This window comes from Kribbella sandramycini (genome assembly GCF_013131805.1).
Classification (GTDB): Bacteria; Actinomycetota; Actinomycetes; order Propionibacteriales; family Kribbellaceae; genus Kribbella; species Kribbella sandramycini.
Genome location: NZ_JABJRC010000005.1, coordinates 94247 through 118540 on the forward strand (window position 1 = coordinate 94247; position 24294 = coordinate 118540).

Below are 24294 nucleotides of genomic sequence, written 5' to 3' on the forward strand. Positions count from 1 at the left end.
TCGGGTGTCAGGCTTGGGCGCGGGACCGCAGGTCGCGGACCAGCGTGGAAACGGTCCGGATACTGGTGAAATTCTCCGGGCTGAAGTCGTCGTCGGAGATCGTCACGCCGAACGTGTTCTCGGCCTGGACGCGGAGCTCGACGAAGCCGAGCGAGTCCAGACCGAGCTCGGCGCGCAGGCGGTCGTCCAGACCGATCCGGTCCGCCGGCGTCTCGACGAACAGGTCCGTGACGAGAATCGACCGGATGGCTGACTCGATGCTGTCGATGATGGCTCTCCTCTGGATCGAATGCTCCGGATGCTGCCGAGCATTCGATCCAGCGCGGACGACAGCCGCCGCAATGGCAAGTGAACTTAACCGGTCGAGCAGTTGGCCAACTCTGCGGTAGCTGCTGAGATTCTCCTTGTAAACAAGTCAAATCTCAGTATCCGGGCATACCTTCAGGACGGCGGATCGGTGGGTTTCGCCAACCGGTCGCGACGCCTGCTCAACCGCGTCCTTGCGGTACCACCGGCGGACCGGCGGGAGGTTTCCAGTGTGCTGGCCGGATCGGGATCCCGCAGCCGCGCGGCGAGTTCGCGGACGGTCGGGTAGGTGAACAGTTCGAGGGTCGCGATCGGCCGGCCGAGGACGGCGCTCAGCCGGTCACGCGCCTGGGCGGCCGACAACGAGTGCCCGCCGAGGTCGAAGAAGCTGTCGTCCGGCCCGAGCTCCGGGACGCCGAGCACCTCGGACCAGACCGCAGTCACGATCTCCGCCGTCGAGGCGTCCGGAGCGATCACTGCCACCGCTGCCGGTTCCGGAACCGGCAGCGCCCGGACGTCGATCTTCCCGCTCGTCGTCACCGGGAGCGCGTCGAGGACGACGAACTCCTCCGGAACCATTGCCCTCGGCATGCTTCGGCCGAGGAACTGCCGCAGTTCCGGCATTTCCAGGGTTTTCCGCAGGACGACGTACGCGATCAACCGGCCGTCGGCGACCCCGACATGGGCCTGGGCGACCTGCGGGTGGGTGGTCAGTACGGCGCTGATCGCAGCGGGCTCGATCCGGTGACCGCGGATCTTCACCTGCTCGTCGTTGCGGCCGACGAAGATCAGACCGGCCCGCTCGGCACGCACAAGATCGCCGCTGCGATAGGCCCGCGGAGCATTCTGGAACCGACCGGCCTCCAGTTCCGGATCGAGGTACCGCGCGACGCCGACGCCGCCGATCACCAGCTCCCCGGTCGCACCCCACTCGACCGGGCGGCCGGCGTCGTCGACGACCGAGAGCTGCCAGCCGTCGAGCGGCGTACCGATCCGGACCGTCTCGTCGGCCACCATCCGCCAGGCGCACGCGACGACCGTCGTCTCGGTCGGCCCATAGGTGTTCCAGACCTCACGATCAGCAGTGATGAACCGCTTGGCCAGCTCGGGCGGACAGGCTTCGCCACCGAAAATCAGCAACCGGACGCCGGGCAGCGCATCACCCGGCCAGAGGCCCGCGAGCGTCGGCACGGTCGAAATGACGGTGATCCCGCGCTCGACCAGCCATGGACACAGGTCTGCACCGGATCGGACCAGCTCGCGCGGCGCGGGCATCAGGCAGGCGCCGCTGCGCCAGGCGAGCCACATCTCTTCACAGGAGGCGTCGAAGGCGACCGAGAAGCCTGCCAGCACACGGTCTCCCGGCCCGAGCGCGGTGAACAGCCGCGCCTCGGCGTCGGCGAAAGCAGCCGCTGATACGTGGGTGACTGCGACGCCTTTGGGTCGACCGGTCGTGCCGGAGGTGAAGATGATCCAGGCGTCGTCGTCCGGCCCGGGGCGGCCGGCTCCCTGGGTTTGCGCGCGTAAGACGAACTCGGGATCGAACACCCCACAGACCTCGGCGTCCGCCCAGACCGCGGCGGCACGCTCGTCGGGGTCGTCGACGTCGACCGGTACGTACGCCGCGCCGGCCGCGAGGATGCCGAGGATCGTCAGGTAAAGCTCGGCCCGGCCGGACTTCATCCGAATCCCGATCCGATCCCCCGGGCCGACGCCGTCCGACCGCAGCCGGGTGGCGATCTCGGCGACGTGGCGCGCGAATTCGGCGTACGTCAGGACAGTGTCGCCGTCGTCGATCGCGGGCGCGTCCGGATGGGCGGCGACCGTCGCGTCGAGGATGTCGAGGAGCGTGCGCGCGGCGGCTGGTGGTCGACCCGGCAGGAGTGCGGCGTTGTCCATGACTTGACACGGTAGGGTGCGGATCGTCAAGCCTGTCAAGGGATTCGGGCACCGGCCAGCTGGTGTTCACTCGCCGTCCGCTCCCCGTGGCTAGGTTCGCGCGATGACCGACGACAGCGGCGAGATTGCGGTGATCGGGATGAGCGGCCGGTTCCCGGGCGCGGCGAACGTGGCCGAGTTCTGGCAGCAGCTGGTCGAGGAGCGTGAGGGGATCACGCGGCTCGACCACCACGATCCGGAGCTGCTGCCGGCGTACGGCGTCCTGGCTGGGGCCGATGCGTTCGATGCGGAGCGCTTCGGGTACTCCGCGGCCGAGGCGGCGATCATCGATCCGCAGCAGCGGCTGCTGCTGGAGACGGCGTCCGATGCGTTGGAGCGCGCTGGGTACGGCGGTGAGCGGCCGGTGACCGGGGTGTTCGTCGGCGGGTCGACGTCCGATCATGCGGCGCGGTTGCGTGCGCAAGGGGTGGCCGAGAGCCAGGTTCGGCTAGGGACCGATCTGGACTATCTGAGCAGCCGGATTGCATACAAACTAGGGCTTTCCGGGCCTGCGCTGACTGTGCTCACGGCCTGCTCGTCATCGCTGGTCGCCGTCCATCTCGCCGTCCAGGCGCTGCTCGCCGGGGACTGCGATCTCGCGCTCGCGGGTGGTGCGAGCGTGGTCGTCGGGGCGCCGCGGGTGCGGTACGACCCGGAGGGGATCTTCTCGCCGTCCGGGCGCTGCCGGCCGTTCGACGCGGCCGGGGACGGGACGGTCGGGGCGAGTGCGGTCGGGATCGTCGTCCTGCGCCCGCTCGCCGATGCGATCGCGGACGGCGACCACATTCACGCGGTCCTCCGCGGTACGGCGGTGAACAACGACGGCCGGGCCAAGATCGGGTTCACCGCGCCGAGCGTGCTCGGCCAGGCCGAGGCGATCCGGGCCGCGCACCTGGTGGCCGACGTGACGGCTGACGAGATCGGCTACGTGGAGACGCATGGGACGGCGACGCCGATCGGCGACCCGATCGAGGTCGCCGCGCTGACCAAGGCGTTCCGGGAGACCACGGATGCGGTCGGGTTCTGCCGGATCGGCTCGGTGAAGTCGAATATCGGTCATACCGACGCGGCGGCCGGGGTCAGCGCGCTGATCAAGACCGTGCTCTGTGTCGAGAACGGCGTCCTACCGGCCAGCCTGCACTTCACCGAGCCGAACCCGGAGATCGACTTCGCGTCGTCGCCGTTCGTGGTGAATGCCAAGACCCAGCTGTGGCCTGGGCCGCGAGTGGCCGGCGTGAACGCGATCGGGATCGGCGGGACGAACGCGCACGTGATCGTCGCGCAACACTCAGGCTGACTCTTCGATGTAGTTACGCATCTTCGGGATCGCGGAGAACAGCGGCGGCAGGAACGACAGCACGTTCAGCGCGGCCGCGATCCAGAACACGTTCCGCAACCCGATCGAGTCGACCAGCAGGCCGCCGCCGGCGGCGCCGATCGGGATCACGCCCCAGGTCGCGAACCGGAACACCGAGTTCATCCGGCCGAGCAGGTTCGTCGGGGTGACCGCCTGACAGAGGCTGACCTGGAGGACGTTGAAGATGTAGGCGCCCAGGTAGACGACGAACATCCCGGCCGCGAACGTGACCGCTCCCTGTGACAGCGGCAGGATGATCGAGCCGCCGGTGAAGAGCACGATCGCGACCATGAACGCCGTACCGGTGCCGAGTTTGCGCGCGAACGGCTCGGCGAGCAGTGCGCCGACCACGCCGCCGCCGTTGCCGACGGCAAGGGCGATACCGATCACCGCCGGGGTCAGGTGCAGTTCGTCGGCCGCGAAGACAACCTGCAGCGCGAGGACGGCGGCGAACGCCAACTCGGCCAGCGTCGCGCACAACAGCAGCGGACGGATCAGCGAATGGCCGAAGACGAACCGCATCCCGTCGACGATCTCGCTGCGCAGGCTGAACTTCTCCGTCGCCGGCTCCGGCCGCGGCGCCTTGGGCAGCCGCATCACGAAGTACGCCGACGCCAGATAGGTGACCATGTCGGCGAGGATCGCCAGCGGCGCGGTCAGCCACTGGATCAGGCCACCACCCAGGCCGGGGCCGCCGATCTGGGCCACCGAGCGGGACAGCTCGAGTTTGCCGTTGGCGTCGACGAGGCGATCCTCTTCGACGATCGCGGGCAGGATCGAGAGTTGCGCGACGTCGAAGAACAACGTGCCGAGGCCGATCACGAATGTGACGACGTACAGCAGCGGCATACTCAGGAAGTCCAGCCACAAGGCGACCGGGACGATCAGCAGCGCGGCCGCGCGCCCGACGTCCGCGACGATCATCACCATCCGCAACGGCAACCGCTCGACCCAGACCCCGACCGGCAGCCCGACCAGCATGATCGGCACGTACTCGATCGCCCACAACAGACCGACCTCGAACGCCGACGCATCCAGGAAGAACAACCCGACCAGCGGCAACGCCAGCAACGTCACATTGGTCCCCACCAACGTGACCGTCTGCGACAACCACAGATCCCGGAACCCGCCGACCCGCCACAAACTCCGACTCAGATCCGGAACCCACCTGGTAGCCATCGGCACAGGCTCCCCCACCCCCGCAAACACCGAGTGAGCAACGGATGTACACAACGCCACCCCTGCCGGCCGGACGGGACTCCTATACCTTCGGGATTGCGAAGATATTTTCCGGGAGGGCGAGATAGCTGTTGCCGGGGGGCGGGTGGCGATTTAGAGTGGGCGGATGAAGGCGCTGCTGGTTGGGGGGAACACGGTCGGGGCGGCGGTGCGGGAGCGGGAGCCGCGGGCGGACGGGTTTCGGCATATCGATACGCCGGCGCTGGTGCGGCGGTTGCGGGATCTGGCGGCGGATACGTATCTGTTCGGGATCTGGGACTCGCCGACCGATTTCGACGATCTGCGGCGGGAGTTCCTGCCGGCGGCCGCGGCGGCGGGGATCGACGTGATTCCGTATCTGGTGCCGCCGACCGAGACGAATGCGACCGGGCGGGCGTCGCGGCCGTTCCTGCTGAACTTCGTGACCTGGGCGACCGAGCTGGCGGAGTTGTCGACGCGGCACAAGAACCTGGTGGGCTGGGCGATCGACGAGTTCGAGTTCGAGTTCAACGCGCAGCTGTTCACGCCGGAGTACCTGCAGAGTTTCGTCAGCGCGGCGCAGGCGGTGAATCCGGACTTCCGGTTCTACACCTGCGCGTTCCACGCGGCGGCGACCAGCGCGGAGTTCCTGGACAAGTACGGCGAGTACGTCGACGGCATCATCTACCCGTTCCTGGACGGCGACCACGAGAACACGTCGGTCGCCGAGTCGCTCGGCGACTGTCTGGACGCGATTCTCGAGCTCACCCGGCCGCGCGATCTCGAGTTGATCCCGCTGATCTACACCGGCCGGTACCTGGACGCGCCACTCGCCCCGACCGAGGAGTACGTCGCCGCCGCGCTCGAGATCGCCGCGAAGTACGCCGCCGACGGGCGGATCGACGGGGTCGTCGCCTACGGCACCCAGCTGGACGACGCGCCGACGCCGGCGTCCGACAACAAGGCGATGTACGGCGTCGGCCGGCTCGCGCTGATCGCGCCGCGCGGGCCGATCCGGGCCGGCGCCACCGCTACGGCGAGTCAGGTGGTCGCGGTCGATCCGACGTCGCCGCGGTACGAGATCTCATTCTGGTACCACCGCTGGTTCCACGCGCACGGCGTCGAGCCGGGGATTCATCGCCTGGAGCTGTTGATCGACGACGAGATCGTCTGGGAGATCGACATCGCCGAGCAGAACTGGCCGGTCTGGACGCAGGGCGACGGGATGATGGGCCCGGTCGACGTGACCGCCGCCGTCCGGGGCCGGCCTCGCGTACAGGTCACCTTCCGGCTGCGGACGCTGCGCGACACCACGCTCTCGTACGTCGACATCGGCGTCGACAACCTGGAGACGATCGGGCTGTCGCTGCTGAACGGCGGCTTCGACGAGCAGTCCGACTGGACGATGGCGTCGTCCGGGCCGCTGCTCGCGCTGATCGATCACTTCGTCACGGACCGGCCGGCCCGAATCCGCGCGGCCGTCGCGCGCTCGTACCGCAGGTATTAGTCCGGGCGCGGCAGCGTGCCGTGGGTCAGGACGTGCTCGTAGATGTTCTCGAGCGCCTCGGTGAGCGGGGCGAGCAGCTCGGCCGGGAGACCGTCGAAGAACAGACTGCGGACATGGTCGACATGGCCGACCGCGGCCGCTCGCAACGTCGCCCAGCCCGCCTCCGTGAGCGTGACCTCGGTGACCCGGCGGTCCTGGGCGGATGGGCCGTGGGTGAGCAGCTCACGGCGCTCCATCCGGCGGATGTGATGCGAGACGCGGCTGCGCTCCCAGCCGATCTGGTTCGCCAGGGCGGTGACGCTCTTGCGACTGTCGTCCGCCGTCGAGAGCGCGGTCAGGACGTCGTAGTCGGTCAGCGAGAGGCCGCTGTCGGTCTGTAGCTGGCGGTTGATCTCGTAGTTCAGCCGGAGCTGGACGCGCATATAGGCCAGCCAGGCGCGCTGCTGGTCGGCGGTCAGCCAGACGGGAATGGATTCGCCCATCACCTCGTTACGTGACATATCATGTAATCCTACCCAAGGAGTCCTGATGTCGTCTGCAACTGTGTTGTCCCAGTACGGCGCGCCGGAGGTGCTGGTCTGGTCCGAGGTCGAGCAGCCCACGCCCGGGCCGGGTCAGATCCGGATCCAGGTGTACGCCGCCGGCCTGAACCCGACCGACCTGAAGATCCGTCGCGGCGAACTGCCCTTCCTGGGCCTGCCCGCGGTGATCGGCTACGAAGTTTCCGGTGTCGTGGACGCCGTCGGCCCCGACGTCACCGGCGTCGAGATCGGTCAGGGCGTCGCTGCCTGGCTGCCGAACCTCGGCGGGTACGGCGAGTACGTCGTCACCGCGCTCTGGTCGCCCAAACCGGACGCCGTCAGCTGGGTCGACGCCGCTGCCCTCCCGGCTTCGGCCGAGGCCGCCGTCCGCGTCCTGCGTCAGCTCAACGTCGTTTCCGGTGAGACCCTGCTGGTCCTCGGTGGCGGCGGAGCGGTCGGCGTCATCCTCACCCAACTCGCCATCGCGGCCGGCGCGAAGGTGATCAGCGCGAACGGCGCCGCCGACGATCAGCTTCTCCGCGACCTGGGCGCCGTCCCGGTCCGGTACGGCGCCGACCTGCTCGCGAACGTCCGCGCCGTCACCCCAGCCGTCGACGCTGTCGTCGACGCGGCCGGGCACGGCGGTCTGGCCGAAGCCGTCGAGCTGGCCGGAGGCCCGCAGCGCGTTGTGACACTCGCCGACGGTCGTGGCGCGCAGCAGTACGGCGTCCTGATGAGCACGCCCGGCCCCGACAGCTCCCCGGACGGCGTCGGCACCGTCCTGGAGCTGGTTGCCGCCGGCAAACTTCGCCTGCGGGACTCGGTCACCTACCCGATGGCCGACATCGCCAAGGCGCACGCCGATCTGGAGACGGGCGGCGTCCGCCAGAAGGTGGTTCTCACCTTGCCCGCACTTACCTCCTGACCCAGCCCGCATCTGTTCGACGGCCGGCGAGTTGCTCAGCCGGCCGTCAGCGGGCTTGGTAGGTGTTGTTGTGTTCGGCGATGTCGGTGGTGGCGGTGTAGGTGTAGAGCGGGGCTTCGGGGACGCCGGGGCGGGTGATCAGGTTGTTGGTGATGGCAAGCGATTTGGTGCTCTTGGCATCCACGACGAGGGCTTCGGCGGCCAGTTCGAAGGTGTTGGCTTCGATGCGGATGTTGTGGTGGACGGGGGTGGCGGGGTCGACGACGGTGTTCTCGGGGTGGATGCGGATGACCACGGCGCGGGGCGTGGGGCGGCGGAAGGTGTTGCGGCGGATGACCAGGTCGCGGACCGGGCCGGATTCGTACCAGCCGGAGGCGTCGACGGCGACCTGGATGGACTCCATGTCGATGCCGTCGAAGATGTTGTCCTCGATGACGGAGACGCCGCGAGTGGTGAGCAGGACGGCGCGGGTGGCGAGGTTGCGGAAGGTGTTGCCGGCGATCCGGACCTCGGGGGTGTAGGTGGTGTTCTCGACGGCGTAGTCGGCGGGCTGCTCGGCGACCTCGGCCGGTACGTCGGTGGCGAGCTCGATGCTCATGGTGGTCAGGGAGTTCGAGTCGCGGCCGGTCGGGCCGGCGACGGCGGTGACGATGCCGGCGCCGACGGGCTGGAGGGAGGCGCGGTTGATGATTTCGAGCTCGTCGCCGACGTAGAACTGGGGGAAGCCGGCCGTCTCGTCGTGGGCGTAGCGCAGGTGCAGGGTGCGGCCGTCGACCGCGGTGACGGGGAGATAGGTGCCGTGGATGTTGATCGCGTCGTCGTGGGCGCCGTCGAAGGTGTTGCCGACGATCGAGATCTTGCCTTTGACCCCGGACATCTGGACGAAGTCCGCGAAGGCGCCGGTGACCCGGCCGGTGGAGCGGTCGGCGGCGAATTCATTGCCAAAGACAACGATATCGGTGCTGAACTGGCCGAGGATGCCGAAACCGTGCAGGTAGCGCGCGGTCAGGCCGGCGACGGTGACGTCGGTCGACTCCCAGATGAACCCGGCGGCGGTGTCGCGGGTGGTCTCGCGGAGGGCGTAGACGAGGCCGAGGCCGCTGGGGACGGCGTCGGTCGGGTAGTTGACCCGGAGGCGTTGGTTGCCCAGGTCATCGATCGAGACGGCGTCCGCGAAGAGGGGCGGATGGCGTCGGGTGGTCAGACCGGCTTCGGGGTCGAAGACTTGCTGGTAGTTGAGCTGATCGGCGGTGAACTGCCAGTACGGCGTACCGTCGTACGGGCTGCGGTCGCTGCGGAAGGTGAGCCCGTTGTCGACGTCGTACGGGGTGTCGGCGGGGACCTGCAGGATGCGGTAGCCGGGGCCGGTCTCGACGACGGCCAGGTCGACGACGCGTGGGGCGGTGTGGTCGAACGCGAAGTTCGTCAGGGTGACGCGGCTCGAGCGTAGGACGGCGAAGAGGCCGAGCTGACCGTGCAGCTGGAGGTGGGCGCCTTGGCCGTCGATGGTCAGGTCGTCGATGCCGTCGACGAAGAACGCGAAGCGCTTGTGGCGAACGGCGGGATCGGCGCCGGCGGTGTTGGAGAGATACAGCTCGTGCGGGGTCGCGTGGTCGGGGTAGAAGTCATGGGTTCCGGGTGGGAGGACCAGGCGTTTCGGGCCGTCGAGGGTGCGCGCGTGGGCGAGGGCCGCCTCGACGGCGGCGGTGCGGTCGGATCCGAAGTCCGTGACGTCGATGACTGACACGATCCTGCATCCTATTGGATTTTCAGTGAATCGCGTAGGTGAGGAAGAGCGGGGAGGCGATCGCGACGGCGGTGAGCTCGGGGTGGAGGGAGCGTCGGGTGATGGTGAGGGTGATTGCGGTGAGGGTGAGGGTTGCGAGTGGCCAGAGGCCGTAGTCGGTGCTCGCGATGAAGTTGCGGGTCAGGACGAGGGCGGCGGGGAACCAGGCGACGGCGGCCATCGCGCCGGAGAGCGTGGCGAGACGCCGCTCGCGGGTTTCGGGTGGGGCGGCTTTGAGGACCAGGGCGGTCAGGACGGCGGCGATCGGTACGATCGGGGCGTCGTACAGACCGGGGGCCGCGGGCCACTCGGCGGCGTAGGCGAGCAGGCCGATGGTGACGAGGGTGGTCGGGCCGCGGGTCAGGGCGCGGATGCCGGCTGCGCAAATGAGGGCCAGGGCTGCGAGTTGCACTCCCTGGCGAAGGTCGGTCGTCGCCAGTTGGCTCCAGGTCGAGCCGGGCGAGATGACGACGGCGGCGTACCAGCGCATGAGCTGGATGGCGGCGTACGCCGTCGCGACCCCGGTCGCGAGCGGGGCGGCCGTGGCGAACACCCGGCCAGCTGGGGCGGCCGCATCCAAGCCCACTCGTAGTCGAATCGCATGACCGATCAGGTCGGCATCCGCCCGCAGTCTGTCGAGGCGGTTCAGCTCAGCTGTCAGCTCCCGATGCACGGCCAGGATCTCCTGCCCGTGCGCCTCCCGGTAGTCAGCCGGATAGAACCTGAGAAGCCCCATCCCCCGGAGCCTAGCCGCGCGCCTCGGGCATTCGATTGAGGTAGGCGGTGGCGGTTAGGGAGATGGCTTGGTCGGGGTCGGTGGATAGGTGGTGGAGGAGGGGGGTGGCTAGGGGTGGGGGGAGGTCGATGAGGGCTTGGGTTAGGCGTAGGCGGGCGGGGGTGGGGGTGGCGGGGGTCAGGTGGGGGGTGAGGGTGGTGAGGATTTGGGGGGCGTGGGTTTGGGCTAGGTGGGCCAGGTGGTCGGCGGCTTCTACGTCGTTGGCGCCTTCGAGGATGAGGGCGATGAGGGCGGGGATGGCTTTGGGGTTTTGGCGGGCGCCCAGGGCCAGGGCGGTGTGTTTGCGGACTTCGGGGTCGGGGTCGTCGAGGGCGGCGGTGAGGATGGGGGTGGGGGCGTTGAGCTCGATCAGGGCGACGATGGCTCGGCGGCGGGTTTCGGGGTTGGGCGTGGTCATGGCTTGGGCGAGGGCGGGGAGGGCTTCGTCGGGGGTGCGGGCGAGGGCCCAGCGGAGGGCGCCGGCGACGTTGGGGTCGGGTTCGGCGAGGACGGCGGCGGCCAGGAGGTTGGGGTCGACGTCGTCGGTGGGGGTGAGGGCGGCTTGTTGCCGGTGGGCGGGGTTCGGGGAGTTCAGGCCGTGCAGCAGGGCGACGATGCGGAGGACGGACTGCCAGTCGGCGGGCGCGGAGGCGTCGACGGCTTGGAGGCGGTCCAGGAGCTCTTGTTGTTGGGTGATGCGCTCCTGGGTCCGGCGGATCAGATCGGTGACCAGGGCAGCCGGTTCGAAGGACTCTTCTTCGAGGGCGCGCGCGATCTGGCGCAGGGACAGGCCCAGCGAGCGCAGGCTCTCGACGTGGAAGATCCGGCGGATGTCGTCGGCGGAGTACTCGCGGTAGCCGCCGTCCGATCGGCCGGTGGGGCGCACCAGCCCGAGGGTGTCGTAGTGCCGGAGCATCCGGGCACTCACCCCCGAGCGGCGCGCCACTTCACCGATCAGCATCGGGCCCCATCGCGTACACCCGCTTCGCCTCTTCCACCGCGAAGGTGGACTCCGGGTCCGCGAGCAGCTGCTCGGTCGCCCGGGCATGCAGACGGACGGCGTCCGCCCGCGAAGCCAGCGCCGGTGCGAGCACGGGCAGGATGACTTCGCCCAGCTCGATCAGCGCCCGCGACAGGCTGAGCTGGACGTCGCGCCCACCCCGGCCGAGCTCACGCACAAGCTCCGCGGCCAGCGCCGCCTCCTGACCAGCCGGGACGAGGACGACGGCGGTCCGCCACGCGGTGCGCGCGACCTCGTCGTCCGCGTCATGCAGCAGGTCGGTGGTGATCGACGGCCACACCGACGGATCACCGATCTTCGACAGGGTGTGCAGGGCCTGACTCCGGGCCTGCGGCCGCTCGGACCGCAGCTCCGCCAGCAGCCTGGGCACGGTGCGGTCGGCCGGCAACCGCACCAGCGCCCAGGTCAGCATGTCCCGGACGAAGAAGTCCGGCTCGACGGCGCAGCGCTCGATCAGCGCGTCGATCAGCGCCGGGTCCGGCTCCGAGCCGAGCGTGAGCACGGTCTTCAGCCGCCTGGACGAGTCACTGGAGGTCAGCGCTTCGAGCAGGCGGGGGTCCAGGGTCTGCCGCGGGGTCGCGGTCATGGGAACCACCTCCTGCTCCAAGTGAAGACCTTGTCACAGTGTCAACCTCAAGTCTCGATTCCGACCAGCTTTCTCAGTAGCCGGCGTACGGGATCCACCACGACGGGGTCGTGGTGATCGTCGCTTTTGGGGGCGACTCCGGCGCGGCACTCGGCGTCAGCCAGTCGAACGGGCGGTAGACGGCCGGCCCGAGTCCGAGGTTCTCGGCCAGCTGCTCCCGGAGCCGGTTGGTCGCGAACGCGCCGACGACGTTCATCTGCGCGTCCCGATAGTGCCGCTCGACCTCGTGCCCCTCCGTGACGCCGAACGCGCCGTGAATCTGGACGGCGCGCTGCGTCACCTCGACCGCCATCTCGGTCGCGTAGACCTTCAGCATCCCGATCAGGTCCTTCGCCGAGTTCCCCGCGACCCGCTCGGTCGCGGCTCGCAGCGCCAGCACCCGCGCCGCGTCGATCTGCGCCCGCGAGTCGGCCAGCTGTGCGTGCACCCCCTCCATATGTGCCAGCGGCCGCCCGAAGGAGACCCGCTCGGACGCATGCCGGACGGACGCCGCCAGCGCCGACTCGGCCGTCGCCACCGCCGCGATCGAGACCAGCAGCCAGCCCCAGGTCATCCCCTCGGCCAGCTCGGTGAAGGGCACCGGGATCACATTCGCCTCGTCGACGTGGGCGTCCGTATAGACGATCCCGCCCCACGGCATCGCCCGCAGCCCCATGTGCGGGATCTCGTACCGGCGAACCCCCGGCTGATCGAGCTCCACGAACGCCAGACACCACTCCGGCCCGTCGTCCCCGGCAGCCCGCTCGCGCCGAGCCAGCGTGACCGCGATATCGGCCCGCGGCGCGTTCGTGATCCGGGACTTCTCCCCGGTGATCGTGTAACCGCCGCCAGTACGCCGGACCAGCGTCTGGTACGTCGACGCGTCGCTCCCGGCCGCCGTCTCGACGATCGCGAACGCCGCCAGCTTCTCCCCCGTCGCCAGCGCCCGGACCAGGTGGTGATGCCGCTCATCGCCGTACGTCGCGATCAGATTGCCGCAGAGCAGCGCGGAGACGGTCGCCGTCCAGTACGTCCCCGAGCAGGCCCGGCCGAGTGCTTCCATCGCCTGCACCTGGGTCGCGGCATCCGCGCCGCTGCCCCCGAGGTGCTCGGGATGGAACAGCCCGAAGTACCCGGACTCCTTGAGTTCCTGCCAGTTCTCGACCGGCACCGAGGCGGTGGCGTCGGTCTGCGTGGCACGGGACGCGATCCCCGCGAAGGTCGTGGTCATTTGAGCCCTCCGAGCCCGAGCAGTGCGCCGGCGATGACCGGTCGCAACACCTCCGCGCCACCACCTGACGAAGTGAAGAAGAGCGAGTCGCGATGCGCTCGCTCGAGCAACTCCGACCCGCCCGGCCCAGCCAGCTGCGCGGCGCTGTCGATGACTGCCCGGACGGCGGATCCGAAGAACAGCCGGGCCGACGCGGCGTCCTGATGCGACGGCAGCGCCGCGCCGTCGAACTGCGCGGCCGCGTGGTCGAGCAGGCCGGCGGCCAGCTCGTTCTGGATGGCAATGTCGGCCAGCGCGAACCGAGCGGCCTGCGAATGCGCGAGCGGCGCTCCGAACACCTCACGAGTCCGGACCGTCTCCAGTGCCTCCTCGGCCAACGCTCGCAAGACTCCGAGCCAGGGCGCGCTGGTGAAGACCCAGTCCAGCGCGGTGAGCAACGGCTCGACCTCACCGGCCGCGCCACCCACGGTGCCGAGCACCGCATCCGACGACACCTGGCAGTCGACCAGGGTCACTCGACCCCAAGGACAGGTGCGCAACGCGGCCGGCTCGATCTCTTCGAGCCGCAGCCCTGGCGTATCCGCATCCAGGACGAACGCCGTCCGCGATCCGTCGTCGTGCTCGCCGAGCACCAGGAAGTACCGCGCTTTGGGGCCGAGGGCAACCAAATCGAGGGCGCCGGAGAGCCGCCAGCCCGCGTCGTCCGCGCGGACCGACACCGTGGCGGCCATCCCGCGGGTCTGCTGCAACGACAGCCCGCCAAGCGATTCGTCCTGCAGGTAGCGCTCTCGCTGGGCAGGCGTCCCGAAAGTCCGCAGCGGATGCTTGGTCAGGACGGCGGACGTCGTCACCGCCAGCGCGAGCCCGGGGTCGTGCGATCCCTCGGCCAAGGCGGCCAGCAACCCGCACGTCTGCACGGCGGTCAGTTCACCGCCGAACGTGTCCGGGACGGTCAGCGCCTTGAAGAGCGGTTCGTCCCACTCGCGTCGCCGATCGCGGTCGGCGGCCGTGCCGCGAGCCAGATTCCGGGCCAGATAGCGGACCCGTTCCGTCGAATACATCAGCATTCCCTTCAGTCGGAGAAAAACCGATTCCGGAACGGTAGAGCGGCGGCCGGAGATAAATACACCGGGCACACACAAAGCCACGCCTCGGCATGAATCGACACGCCCCTTCAAAGGGCCGCACACGCGTTCACAATCCCTGACACGAAGTCGCTTGTGCGGCCTACCGGGCCGACTTCAAGGTTGTTGACGGCTCACCTGCCGCCCACCATCAGAGGGAGCGAAAATCGCCATGACCACCGCCGAAAGTCCGGGGACGCCGCCCCGGTTGTCCGATGCCACGCTGCGCGACTCGGCCCATATGGCCGGGGTCGAGTTCGGCCCCCGGCATGCCGCCGTGATCGCCGATCTGCTGGTGAAGACCGGGATCGAACTGGTCGAGGTCGGGATGATCTCCGGACCGAACAGCAAGGACGCCGACCTGATCCTGGCCACCCACGAGGCGATCACGCCGGAGCGCAGTATGTCGCTCGTCGTGGTCCGCGATCGCCAGCAGGTCGCGACCGCCCTCGACGAGGCCGAGCGCCTCGGCGTCCAGCACATCATGTACTCGATCCCGACGTCCGAGCAGCACGCGCAGCTCAAACTCGGATCGCCGAGCGCGAAGTTCCTGCAGACGCTGGCCAAGTCCGCGATCACCCAGGCCAAGGACCGCGGCTTCCACGTCACGTTCAGCGGCGAGGACGGCGCGCGGACGCCGAAGGAACGCCTGGTCCCGTACGTGACGGCCGGTTTCGAGGTCGGCGCCGACCGGTTCCGGGTCGCCGAAACCGTTGCCTACCTGACGCCCTGGCAGATGCAGGACCAGATCGCGAGCCTGACCGAGATCGACGGCTCGGAGATCGAGATCCACTCCCACAACATGCTCGGGATGGCCGTGGCGAACTCGCTCGCCGCGGTCCGGGCCGGCGCGAAGTGGATCTCGGCGACCGTCGGCGGGATCGGCGAGCGCGGCGGGAACGCGCCGCTGGCCGAGCTGCTGATGGCGCTGCGGATCGCGTACGGCGACACCCGGTTCGACCTCTCGCACCTGACCGAGCTGTCCCGGGTCGCGCTCGAGGGCGCCGGCCTCGGCACGGCGTTCCAGTCCGGCCCGACGTCGCCGAACGCGTTCGCCTACGAGCTGCCCGGCCAGCTGACCAACCCCGAGGCCTACGAGACCGTGCCCGCGGAGCTGGTCGGCAACTCCCGCGAGCTGCTCGTCCGGACCCGGCTGACCCCGGCCCTGGTGCGCTGGGCGCTGCTGGATTCCGGCATCACCGTCGATGTCGACGCTTTTACCCCGTGGCTGATCACCCGGCAGGAAGAAAACGGCCGCAAACTCCTGGATCGGGACGGAATTCGCAAAGCCGCCATCGATTTCCAGGCCCGCTGAAATTACCCCTCAAATTCTCTTGGAGTTCATTGTGTCCACCGCCACTGTTTCCGGTATCTGCCCCGAGTGCGAGACCGACCTGACCGTTCCGCCGGTTGTCACCGGTGAAACCTTCGCCTGCCCCGAGTGCATGCTGACGCTGCGCGTCGAGGGTGTCGAGGCCGGTCAGCTGCAGCTGTCCATGGTCGAGGTGCAGCTCCGCGACTGGGGTCAGTGAGATGGCTGCTCCGATCTCCGTCGCGATCGTCGCGGACCGGATCGCCTGGGAGGAGCGCCGGCTGATCGAGGCCGCGCCCGGCCTCGGGTTGTCGATCACCTGGATCAACGACGAGTCGTTGGGCCTGGGTCATCCGGACGCGCCCGCGCTGGCGGCGTACGACGCCGTCCTGCTACGCAGCCGTAGTTACACCCGGGGCGGCCTGATCGCCACGCTGGCCGAGGAGGCCGGCGCCCAGGTGATCAACACCGCCCGTGCGATCAACCTGTGTGAGAACAAGGCCGTACTCCGGACTGCCCTGCGGGCGGCCGGGGTGCCGGTCCCCGACTTCCGGCTCGTGGTGTCGCGGGCCGACTTCGCCAAGGCGCTGACGGAGTTCGAGCTGCCGGTCGTGCTCAAACCCGTGTACGGCGGGATGGGCAAGCGGGTCACCCTGATCCGGGACTCCGATCTGGCCAACTCGGTCTACGACTACGTCGAGGATCTCGGCCATGCCTTCGAGCAGGCCTGCTTGGTCGAGCCGTTCCTCGCCGGCGGCGCGTCCGTGCGCTGCCTGGTGATCGGCTCCGAGCTGATCGGCGCCGCCGAGTTCACCAGCGCCGGTGGCGACTGGCGGAACAACGCGGCGCTCGGCAACACCAGCCAGGCCGCCGCGCACGACCCCGAGGTCGTGAAGGTCGTCGACAACGTGCTGAACGTGCTCGGTCCCGGCATCTACGGCATCGACCTGTTCCGGACCAAGGACGGGTTCGTCGTCAACGAGGTCAACCACGCTCCCGGTTTCCGGGGTGTGGCCGAGGCGACCGGCGCGAATGTCGCGGCGGCGATCGGCGGCTATGTGAAGGAGGTGCTGTCATGATCCGCGCCGGGATCGCCGGCGCCTCCGGGCTGGCCGGCGGCGACCTGATCCGCCTGATTGCGCAGCACCCCGAGTTCGAGCTGACGTTCCTCGGTGGGTCCTCGAACATCGGCCGCCGGCTGCCCCAGCTGCACCCCGGGCTCCGGTTCGACGTCGGGCTGACGGTGCAGCCGGTGACCGAAGCCGTCGCCGACCAGGTCGACGTACTGTTCCTGGCCACGCCGGCGCCGGTCTCGGCGCAACTGGCCGCGCTGCTTGCCGACAAGGTGCCCGCGATCGTCGACCTCAGTGGCGCGTTCCGCATCCGGACTCCGGAGCTGCACGCCCGCTGGTACCCGAAGGTGCAGCGGACCACCGAGCTGGCCGACCGCTTCGTGTACGGCGTACCCGAGCTGATCGGCGACCAGTTGGCCGACGCCAACCTGATCTCGCTGCCCGGCTGTTACGCCACGTCGATGACGCTGGCCCTGGCGCCGCTCACCCTCGAGCTGGGCCTGGACCTCAAGACGGTCGTCGTCGACGGCAAGAGCGGATCGAGTGGCGGTGGCCTGTCCCTGCGGACCACCGACCTGCATCCGCTGCGCAACGGCGCGATCGCGCCGTACTCGCCGACCGGCCACCGCCATGCCGGTGAGGTGCGCGACTTCTTCGAGCGCAGCAAACCCGGCACGATCGGGTCGCTCGCGATGTCGGCGTACGGCGTCGCGCACGTCCGCGGCCTGATGACGAGCAGCTACGTGTACGCCGATGCGCCGGTCACCCAGCGCGATCTCCACCGGGCCTACACCCGCTTCTACAAGGGCAAGCATTTCGTCCGCGTCCGTCGGCACGACGAGACGCTGATCCCGGTGCCCGACCCGCAGGCGGTGCTCGGCTCGAACTACTGCGACGTAACGGTTCTGTACGACGAGGAGAACAGCCGGATCGTGGCCCTCGCCGCCCTGGACAACCTGGTCAAGGGCGCCGCCGGCCAGGCCGTGCAGGCCGCGAACCTGCGGTTCTCCCTTCCCGAGGAGACGGGTCTGACGATGCAACCGGTGATGCCCGCATGAGCCGCCCGATCGTGGTCAAACTGGGCGGCAGCTGCCTGGACGACCTGGCCGGCGAGTGGTGGAACGACCTGGCTGTGCACGCCGCGGATCACCCGCTGATCCTCGTGCACGGCTGGTCCAAGCCGCTGCGTGAGTTGAGCTCGCGCTACAGCGACCCGTCCGCGATCCTGCGCGACCGCTACGGCAACCAGAGCCGCTGGACGACGCCCGACGTCCTCGACGACATCAAGACCGTCAGCACCGTGATGGCGGACGACGTCATCGCCCGGCTGGAGCATCGTGGGATCACCGTCGAGCGCGTCCTGGGCAGCGACGGCCTGGTGCACGCCGGTCAAGGCGAGCGTTGGTGGTGGCAGGGCAAGCAGTTGGTGGAGCTGGAGAACCTGGTCGGCCCGATCACCAAGGTCGACGCGTCGGTTCTGAAGAACCTCCGGGCCGGCCACGCCTATCTGGTCACCCCGCTGGCCCGCAACGAGGCCGGTCAAGAGGTCAACACGGACGCCGATCGCGCAGCCGCCGCCATCGCGGGCGCCGTCGGAGCCGACGATCTGGTCCTGGTCACCGACGTCTCGCATCTGTTGATCGACGACGAGCCGGTCGCTCGGATCGACGCCGAGGCGGCCGCGGCCTTCCGGGATCGCGGTGCGCGGGGCGGGATGCGGAAGAAGCTCCGGGCGGCCGGTGAGGCGCTCGAGCACGGCGTCCGCGAGGTCGTCATCGGCAGCGCCCCGGTCTCGGATCTGCTGGCCGGCCGGACCGGCACGGTCATCACCAGAGACAAGGAGCAGTGATCATGACGCAACCCCGAGTCCTGGTCGTGAACAACAAGACGCTGTCACTTCCCCAGCTACGGAAGCGGTTCGAGGACTTCGGCGCCGCGACCGACGTGGTCAGCAGCACCGAGGTCCCGGCCAAGCTGAACGGCAGCCACCAGGCGATCGTGCTCAGCGGGACCAAGGTGCGCGCCTACGACACCGAGTACTACAAGCCGTTGATCGATCTGGTGATGACGTCGGACGTCCCGGTCTTCGGGATCTGCGGTGGGATGCAGATCATCGCGGTGTCCCAGGGCGCCGAGCTGGCCGAGGGACAGCAGCGGGTCGGCGGCCACGAGGCCGAAGTGGACAAGAGCGAGCCGCTGTTCACCTTCGTGAAGCCGACCGTGACGGTGTTCCACCGGCACACGCTCTACCTGCAGGCGGCGCCGGCCGGCTTCCGGTCGATCGGCCGCTCCGACCACGCGCCGGTCGAGTTCCTGCGCTCCGACGACGGCCGGATCTTCGGATCCCAGGCCCACCTGGAGTTCCGCGACGACGGCCGGGAGATCCTCCGCGGTTTCGCCCAACTCTTCCTCTGACCCGAAGGACATCGCAATGACTGAGCACGACAAACCTGCCCTCACCGTGCACCTGAACGGCGCCGGCGGCGAGATCAAGGGCTGGGTGGTCATCGACTCCCTCTACAACGGCCTGGCCATGGGCGGCACCCGGATGACCACCGGCGTCACCGAGGAGGAGGTCGCCGGGCTGGCCCGCGACATGACCCACAAGTTCACCCTCGCCGGGCTCCCGATCGGCGGCGCGAAGGCCGGCATCGTCTCCGACGGCACCGACCGGGAGACGACGTTCAAGATCTTCGGCCGGACCGTGAAACCCTTGCTGCACGGGGGAATCCACCTCGGTATCGACATGGGCGTGACGCCGGCCGACCGGGCGATCTTCTTCGAAGAGGCGAAGTACGACCCGCGCTACCGCCTCGGCGCGCCGGATATGCCGATCGACTGGCGCACCTACTACGAGCCGCTGATCGACTGCACCGGCCACGGGGTCGGCGTCGCCGCGGTCACCGCGCTGGAGGCGAGCGGCCGCAAGCAGGCGCGCGTCGTCGTCCAGGGCTTCGGCGCGGTCGGCCGCGCCGTGGGGCAGTTCCTGGAGCAGCGCGGTCACGTGGTCGTCGGCGTCGCCGATATCGACGGCACGATCAGCGCCGAACGGCTGCCGGTCGACGACCTGATCGCGATCACCGACGAGTTCGGCCGGATCGACCGGACGCGACTGCCGGACGGCGTAACTCAGTCGTCCGAGCCGGACGCCTGGCTGGACGTCGACGCGGACTTGCTCATTCTCGCCGCGCAGAAGCGAGCCCTGAACGACGGCAACGTGCACCGGCTGCGGGCCGAACTCGTGGTCGAGGGCGCCAACATCGCGTCCACCTCGGTGGCTCAGGAGAAGGCCCGCGCGGCCGGCGCCGTACTGGTGCCGGGCGTGATCGCGAATATCGGCGGCGCGGGTTCGGCGGCGCTGGCCGTCACGCGGGTGGTCCCGTTCGAGCTGGCCGCCGAAGCGCGCAAGGCGTGGGTCTTCGACTGGATCGGCAACCGGGTCAAGCTGAACACCGAGGCCCTGTTGGAGATTGCCAGGTCCGGCGCGGGCGACCCGCTGCCCGAGCTGCTCGCCACCCGACGTGCGGAGCGCGGGCAATGACGGCGGAGTACCGGCAACGCGGCTGGTGGCGGGACGACACCTTCCTCGACGACCTGCGTAAGCAGGCCCGGGAGCGGCCCCGCAAACTGGCCATCGCCGGTCGCCGGCTCGAAGAGGCCCACACCGACACCCTCGACTACTCGGAGCTGTCGCGGCTGACCGACAGGTTCGCGGGAGCCCTTCTGCAGTTGGGGATCGAGCGCGGGGACCGGGTCGCCGTCCAGACGCCGAACCGGTGGGAGATCGTGCCGCTGATGTTCGCCACCATGGCGGTCGGAGCGGTGATCGTCCCGATCGCTCCGGAGTGCCAGGGCGATGAGCTGCACCACCGGCTCGCGCTGACCGAGGCAAAGCTGCTGATCGCCGCCGAAGCGGTCGCCGACCTGCGGGTCGAGCAGCTGTTCCTGCTCGACAGTCCGGAGTTCCACGACCACTTCATCGGCACGCGCTGGGAGGAAACGGCCGACCTCGCGGGTCGCCAGCTGCGGCCGGACGAGCCGTTCGTGGTGCTGTTCACCTCCGGCACGACGGGATTCTCGAAGGGCGTCGTCCACAGCCAGAACACTGTGCACTCCGGTGTCCGGGGTTACGTGGACGCGTTCATGCTCAGCGACGACCTGGTCGTCGCGAACACCACACCGCTGGTGCACTACTCGGGCTTCGGCCAGGGCGTGCTCGCCAGCGTTCTGCTCGGCGGGACGGTCGCCTTCCAGGACGGTCCCGACAAAGCCGGCCTGCTGGACCTCGTGGAGCGCTATCGCGCGACCCTTCTGTACGGACCCCCTCCTACCCTCAGCGGGGTTGCCCGGGTCCAGCAGGCCGATCCGCACGACGTCTCAAGCCTGCAGCACACGGTCACTGGCGCCGCGCCGGTGCTCCAGGGGCTGGTCGACGAGATGCGGACGACGTTCGGCTCCCGCACGTACTCGGTCTGGGGGATGTCGGAGTTCGGGCCGATCACCATCACCCGGCTCGACTACGACCAGGACTGGGCCGCGCACAGCCACGGCCGGCCGATCGACTCGATGGAGATCCGGGTCGACCTGTGTCACGACCCGTCGAAGCGGGCGCCGGTCGGGCGGCTCCGGGTTCGCGGCGCCTCGCAGGCGCTGGGGTACTACAAGCAGCAGGACGCGTTCGACGCCGAGGTCTCCGAGGACGGCTGGTTCGACACCGGTGACGTCGCTCGGGAGGACGGCCGGGGTGGCATCCGGATCCTCGGGCGCGCGAAGGACACGATCCTGCGCGACGGCATCGTCGTCCCGCTGGCGGAGCTGGAGGCCGTCATCTCCCAGCACCCGAAGGTCACCGAGGCAGCGCTGGTGGGGACGCGCGGCCAAACGGACGACCCGATCCTGGCGGTCACCGTCGCACCGAACGGCGTCCGTCCGACCCTGCAGGAGATCCAGGCGCACCTGCGGTCGTCGGGTCAGGACCCGCGGTTCTACCCCGAACGGCTGGAGGTCGTCGACGTCCTGCCGAAGACGCTGACCGGCAAGGTCCGCAAGGTCGAGCTCCGAAAGCTCTACGCATGATGATGTCGGCGACCCTCGCCGCCGATGCGGAGTTCGAACGGCGACGGCTGGCCGGGGAGCAGATCTTGTTCCTGGCCACCGGCGAGATCGGGTTGCCAGTGCTGCCCGAACTGCGGGAGCACCTGGTCGCGGCGTCCGGCCGGAACGCTTATGGGCCGGTCGCCGGCTCGGCCGACGTCCGGCTGGCTGCTGCGGGCTATTGGAGTCGCCGCGGCCTGCCGACCGATCCGGCGGACGTCGTCTGCGGTCCGGGCAGCAAGCCGCTGCTGTTCGCGCTGATGCTGGCGGTCGGCGGGGACGTCGTCGTACCGGTGCCGACCTGGGTGAGCTATGCGGCCCAGGCGTCGCTGGGCGGGTTGCGGTCGATCCCGGTCCGAACGCGGCCCGGCGAGGGCGGCGTACCGGACCCGGCCGAGTTGCGGTCGGCCGTCCGGCAGGCGCGGGCGGCCGGTGGTGACCCGCGCAGCGTCGTGGTGACGCTGCCGGACAACCCGACCGGGACGATCGCCAAACCAGAGACGGTTCGTGAGCTCGCTGAGGTGGCCCGCGAACTGGACCTGGTGATCATCTCCGACGAGATCTACTGCGACCTGGCCTTCGTCCCGGCCGATCAGGCGGTCTCGCCGGCGCACTACGCGCCGGAGCGGACCATCGTGACGACCGGGCTGACGAAGAGCCTGGCCGTCGGCGGTTGGCGACTGGGCGTGGCCCGGCTGCCGACCGAAGCCCTTCGTACCCGGCTGATCGGCATCGCCAGCCAGATCTGGTCGAGTACGGCGGCGCCCGTCCAGGCGGCGGCTGCGTACGCCTTGGCGGAACCACCGGAGGTGGTCCGGTACGTCGCGGCCGCCCGCCGGCTGCACGAACGCGTCGTCCGCCGGGTGGCCGACGTCTTCAGCACCGCCGGCGCGGAGCTCGCGCCGGTGCAGGCCACTTGCTACCTCTACCCCGACTTCGAGCCGCTCCGCGAACGGCTCGATGTTGCCGGCAGCAACGAACTGACCGACCTGCTGAGCAACCGGTACGGCGTCGCCCTGCTGCCGGGGACCGCCTTCGGGGAAGACCCGCGCGCACTCCGGATCCGGGCCGCGACCAGCCGCCTGTACGGCGAGACCGACGCCGAACGCACCGCCGCGCTGGCCGCGCCGGACCCCCTCACCCTGCCCTGGATCAGCGCGGCCGTCGACCGCCTGACCGAGGTTCTCACCGAGCTAACCAAGGAGAGCAATGTCCACCGTCATCTTCGAAGTTGAGTACCGCGGGCAGCGCTACGCGGGCGTCGGCCTGCCGACCGACGCCCCGGTCACGCTGTTCCCGGTTGCCGAGGACCAGCTGCGGAACGCCGTCCTGGCCGGTGGCGGCACGCAGGCGCTGCTGGACTCGCTGACGTCGGGGAGCGCGACCGTCACCGTCGCGGCCGACGACCCCGAGGTGCGGTTCCTGCCGCCGCTGCTACCGGCGTCCAACAACTCGCTCGTCACCGGCTTCATGGGCACGCACCGCTCGAAGTTCCCGGCGCCGCCCGCACCGGACGAGGAGTTCAAGGCCCCGAACTGGCTGATCAAGGGGTTCGGCTCCTGGCTGGAGACCAACGGCGGGCCGCTGAGCGTGCCGTCGACCGCGGTCGAACTGCTGGAGGAGCCCGAGGTCGGGCTGGTCTTCGTCAACGACGCGGACGGGAACCCGCACTACGCGGGCTACACCTTCGGCAACGACCTGAACGACATCGGTCTGCACCTGCAGAACCCGTGGGGCTGGACGCCGTACGCGAAACTCTGCGACACCTCGCTGACGCCGTGGCTGTTCCTCGGCGAGCCGCCGACCACCGTGACCGGTCAGATCATCATCGAGCGCGACGGCGCGGTCGCCTGGAAGGGCGACTTCTCGGCCGGCGCGGACGCGATCTTCCAGCGCGTCCCGGACATGGTCGACAACCTGTTCTCCTACGCCGGGCTGCGCCGTCCGGGCCTGGTCAACTACCTGCTGCTCGGCTCGGACAAGGCCAGCTGGCACGCCGGCTACCGGATCGCCGACGGCGACCGGATCATCTTCGACATCGCCAGCCACGGCGTCGTCCTGGCCAACGACGTCCGCCAGGCCGCTCAGGCCGAGACGGCGGCCTCGGCCGAGTTCAGCGTCTGGGGGCCTGCCTCTGCCTGAGCCTCCCGAATCGCGGTGAGGTACGCCGAGATCGCGGTGCGGTTGCGCTCGAGGAACCGGATGCGCTCGCTCATCCGGGCGTGTTCGGCCTCGAGCAGCTCGATCGTCTCGCTCGTCGCCGCCGAGATCTGAATGGCCCGCGGAGTGTCCAGACACGGCAGGACCTCCCGGATCACCCGGGTCGGCAGGCCGGCGTCGAGCAGACCGCGGATCTGGATCACCTTGTCCACGCAGCTGTCGGCGTAGTCCCGATAGCCGTTGTCGCTGCGGCGCGAGCCGATCAGGCCCTGCTCCTCGTAGTAGCGCAACAGCCGCCGGGACGTCCCGGTGCGCTCCGCCAAGGCTCCGATCCTCATGTGG

24 protein-coding genes are annotated in these 24294 nt (G+C 69.5%); 13 read left to right on the forward strand and 11 right to left on the reverse strand.

The genetic code is table 11. The features are described 5' to 3' along the window. Positions 1-7 precede the first annotated feature (7 nt). Both HPO96_RS39185 and HPO96_RS21125 read right to left on the reverse strand, forming a co-directional pair. The gene (locus HPO96_RS39185; RefSeq protein ID WP_202886279.1) at positions 8-370 is read right to left on the reverse strand and encodes an acyl carrier protein; all 363 of its coding nucleotides are present in this window, start codon (positions 368-370) and stop codon (positions 8-10) included. A 71-nt stretch (positions 371-441) separates the two neighbouring features. Beyond that, positions 442-2205, reverse strand: coding sequence for a non-ribosomal peptide synthetase (locus HPO96_RS21125; RefSeq protein ID WP_171675250.1), 1764 nt, complete (start codon positions 2203-2205; stop codon positions 442-444). A 103-nt stretch (positions 2206-2308) separates the two neighbouring features. Here HPO96_RS21125 and HPO96_RS21130 point away from each other — a divergent pair, with 103 nt between their 5' ends. Next, positions 2309-3541, forward strand: coding sequence for a beta-ketoacyl synthase N-terminal-like domain-containing protein (locus HPO96_RS21130; RefSeq protein WP_171675251.1), 1233 nt, complete (start codon positions 2309-2311; stop codon positions 3539-3541). Here the strand turns inward: HPO96_RS21130 and HPO96_RS21135 are convergent. Then, complete coding sequence (locus HPO96_RS21135) at positions 3533-4780, reverse strand: MFS transporter (RefSeq protein WP_171675252.1); 1248 nt, start codon at positions 4778-4780, stop codon at positions 3533-3535. The two genes, HPO96_RS21130 and HPO96_RS21135, sit on opposite strands and share 9 nt — an antisense overlap. A 166-nt stretch (positions 4781-4946) precedes the next feature. Here HPO96_RS21135 and HPO96_RS21140 point away from each other — a divergent pair, with 166 nt between their 5' ends. After that, positions 4947-6305 carry a hypothetical protein gene (locus HPO96_RS21140; RefSeq protein ID WP_171675253.1) on the forward strand — a complete coding sequence of 453 codons (1359 nt, stop codon included), beginning with the start codon at positions 4947-4949 and terminating at the stop codon, positions 6303-6305. Here the strand turns inward: HPO96_RS21140 and HPO96_RS21145 are convergent. Further along, the gene (locus HPO96_RS21145; protein ID WP_171675254.1) at positions 6302-6805 is read right to left on the reverse strand and encodes a MarR family winged helix-turn-helix transcriptional regulator; all 504 of its coding nucleotides are present in this window, start codon (positions 6803-6805) and stop codon (positions 6302-6304) included. The genes HPO96_RS21140 and HPO96_RS21145 overlap by 4 nt on opposite strands. Positions 6806-6833: 28 nt before the next feature. On the opposite strand from HPO96_RS21145, the gene HPO96_RS21150 reads away from it, so the two are divergent. Next, positions 6834-7751 carry an NADP-dependent oxidoreductase gene (locus tag HPO96_RS21150; RefSeq protein WP_171675255.1) on the forward strand — a complete coding sequence of 306 codons (918 nt, stop codon included), beginning with the start codon at positions 6834-6836 and terminating at the stop codon, positions 7749-7751. A gap of 46 nt (positions 7752-7797) precedes the next feature. Here the strand turns inward: HPO96_RS21150 and HPO96_RS21155 are convergent, their stop codons facing one another. The 6 genes from HPO96_RS21155 to HPO96_RS21180 form a co-directional block, all read right to left on the reverse strand. After that, positions 7798-9498: a right-handed parallel beta-helix repeat-containing protein gene (locus tag HPO96_RS21155; protein ID WP_171675256.1), complete on the reverse strand. Its 1701-nt coding sequence runs from the start codon at positions 9496-9498 to the stop codon at positions 7798-7800. A 22-nt stretch (positions 9499-9520) separates the two neighbouring features. Further along, complete coding sequence (locus HPO96_RS21160) at positions 9521-10273, reverse strand: hypothetical protein (RefSeq protein WP_171675257.1); 753 nt, start codon at positions 10271-10273, stop codon at positions 9521-9523. A 10-nt stretch (positions 10274-10283) separates the two neighbouring features. Continuing rightward, positions 10284-11273 carry a HEAT repeat domain-containing protein gene (locus HPO96_RS21165; protein WP_171675258.1) on the reverse strand — a complete coding sequence of 330 codons (990 nt, stop codon included), beginning with the start codon at positions 11271-11273 and terminating at the stop codon, positions 10284-10286. Next, positions 11260-11919, reverse strand: coding sequence for a HEAT repeat domain-containing protein (locus tag HPO96_RS21170; protein WP_171675259.1), 660 nt, complete (start codon positions 11917-11919; stop codon positions 11260-11262). The genes HPO96_RS21165 and HPO96_RS21170 overlap by 14 nt, the downstream gene beginning before the upstream one ends. 73 nt (positions 11920-11992) lie before the next feature. Then, positions 11993-13189: an acyl-CoA dehydrogenase family protein gene (locus HPO96_RS21175; RefSeq protein ID WP_171675260.1), complete on the reverse strand. Its 1197-nt coding sequence runs from the start codon at positions 13187-13189 to the stop codon at positions 11993-11995. Next, positions 13186-14250 carry an acyl-CoA dehydrogenase family protein gene (locus HPO96_RS21180; protein ID WP_171675261.1) on the reverse strand — a complete coding sequence of 355 codons (1065 nt, stop codon included), beginning with the start codon at positions 14248-14250 and terminating at the stop codon, positions 13186-13188. Before HPO96_RS21180 ends, HPO96_RS21175 begins: the two co-directional genes overlap by 4 nt. A 235-nt stretch (positions 14251-14485) precedes the next feature. Between HPO96_RS21180 and HPO96_RS21185 the strand changes: the two genes are divergently transcribed. The 10 genes from HPO96_RS21185 to HPO96_RS21230 are packed head-to-tail and all read left to right on the forward strand — an operon-like array spanning position 14486 to position 23934. Then, complete coding sequence (locus HPO96_RS21185) at positions 14486-15628, forward strand: isopropylmalate synthase (protein WP_171675262.1); 1143 nt, start codon at positions 14486-14488, stop codon at positions 15626-15628. A gap of 31 nt (positions 15629-15659) precedes the next feature. Further along, positions 15660-15845: a lysine biosynthesis protein LysW gene (locus HPO96_RS21190; RefSeq protein ID WP_171675263.1), complete on the forward strand. Its 186-nt coding sequence runs from the start codon at positions 15660-15662 to the stop codon at positions 15843-15845. 1 nt (position 15846) lies between these two features. Beyond that, entirely contained in the window at positions 15847-16704 is an 858-nt protein-coding gene (locus HPO96_RS21195; protein WP_171675264.1) for an ATP-grasp domain-containing protein, read from the forward strand. Further along, positions 16701-17756 carry an N-acetyl-gamma-glutamyl-phosphate reductase gene (gene argC / locus HPO96_RS21200; RefSeq protein ID WP_171675265.1) on the forward strand — a complete coding sequence of 352 codons (1056 nt, stop codon included), beginning with the start codon at positions 16701-16703 and terminating at the stop codon, positions 17754-17756. Before HPO96_RS21195 ends, argC begins: the two co-directional genes overlap by 4 nt. Further along, the gene (locus HPO96_RS21205; protein ID WP_171675266.1) at positions 17753-18547 is read left to right on the forward strand and encodes an amino acid kinase family protein; all 795 of its coding nucleotides are present in this window, start codon (positions 17753-17755) and stop codon (positions 18545-18547) included. The genes argC and HPO96_RS21205 overlap by 4 nt, the downstream gene beginning before the upstream one ends. A 2-nt stretch (positions 18548-18549) precedes the next feature. Beyond that, the gene (locus HPO96_RS21210) at positions 18550-19113 is read left to right on the forward strand and encodes a glutamine amidotransferase-related protein (RefSeq protein ID WP_171675267.1); all 564 of its coding nucleotides are present in this window, start codon (positions 18550-18552) and stop codon (positions 19111-19113) included. Between the two features lie 16 nt (positions 19114-19129). Beyond that, positions 19130-20239 carry a Glu/Leu/Phe/Val dehydrogenase dimerization domain-containing protein gene (locus tag HPO96_RS21215; RefSeq protein ID WP_171675268.1) on the forward strand — a complete coding sequence of 370 codons (1110 nt, stop codon included), beginning with the start codon at positions 19130-19132 and terminating at the stop codon, positions 20237-20239. Continuing rightward, positions 20236-21774 carry an AMP-binding protein gene (locus HPO96_RS21220; protein WP_171675269.1) on the forward strand — a complete coding sequence of 513 codons (1539 nt, stop codon included), beginning with the start codon at positions 20236-20238 and terminating at the stop codon, positions 21772-21774. The genes HPO96_RS21215 and HPO96_RS21220 overlap by 4 nt, the downstream gene beginning before the upstream one ends. Continuing rightward, the gene (locus tag HPO96_RS21225) at positions 21771-23027 is read left to right on the forward strand and encodes a pyridoxal phosphate-dependent aminotransferase (RefSeq protein ID WP_202886255.1); all 1257 of its coding nucleotides are present in this window, start codon (positions 21771-21773) and stop codon (positions 23025-23027) included. The genes HPO96_RS21220 and HPO96_RS21225 overlap by 4 nt, the downstream gene beginning before the upstream one ends. Then, positions 23002-23934, forward strand: a complete 933-nt coding sequence (locus tag HPO96_RS21230) for a fumarylacetoacetate (FAA) hydrolase (protein WP_184999606.1) — start codon at positions 23002-23004, stop codon at positions 23932-23934. The genes HPO96_RS21225 and HPO96_RS21230 overlap by 26 nt, the downstream gene beginning before the upstream one ends. Here HPO96_RS21230 and HPO96_RS21235 read toward each other — a convergent pair. Next, a complete protein-coding gene (locus HPO96_RS21235; protein WP_171675270.1) occupies positions 23877-24290 on the reverse strand; it encodes a MerR family transcriptional regulator in 414 nt (137 codons plus the stop codon). The genes HPO96_RS21230 and HPO96_RS21235 overlap by 58 nt on opposite strands. Between the last annotated feature and the right edge of the window lie 4 nt (positions 24291-24294).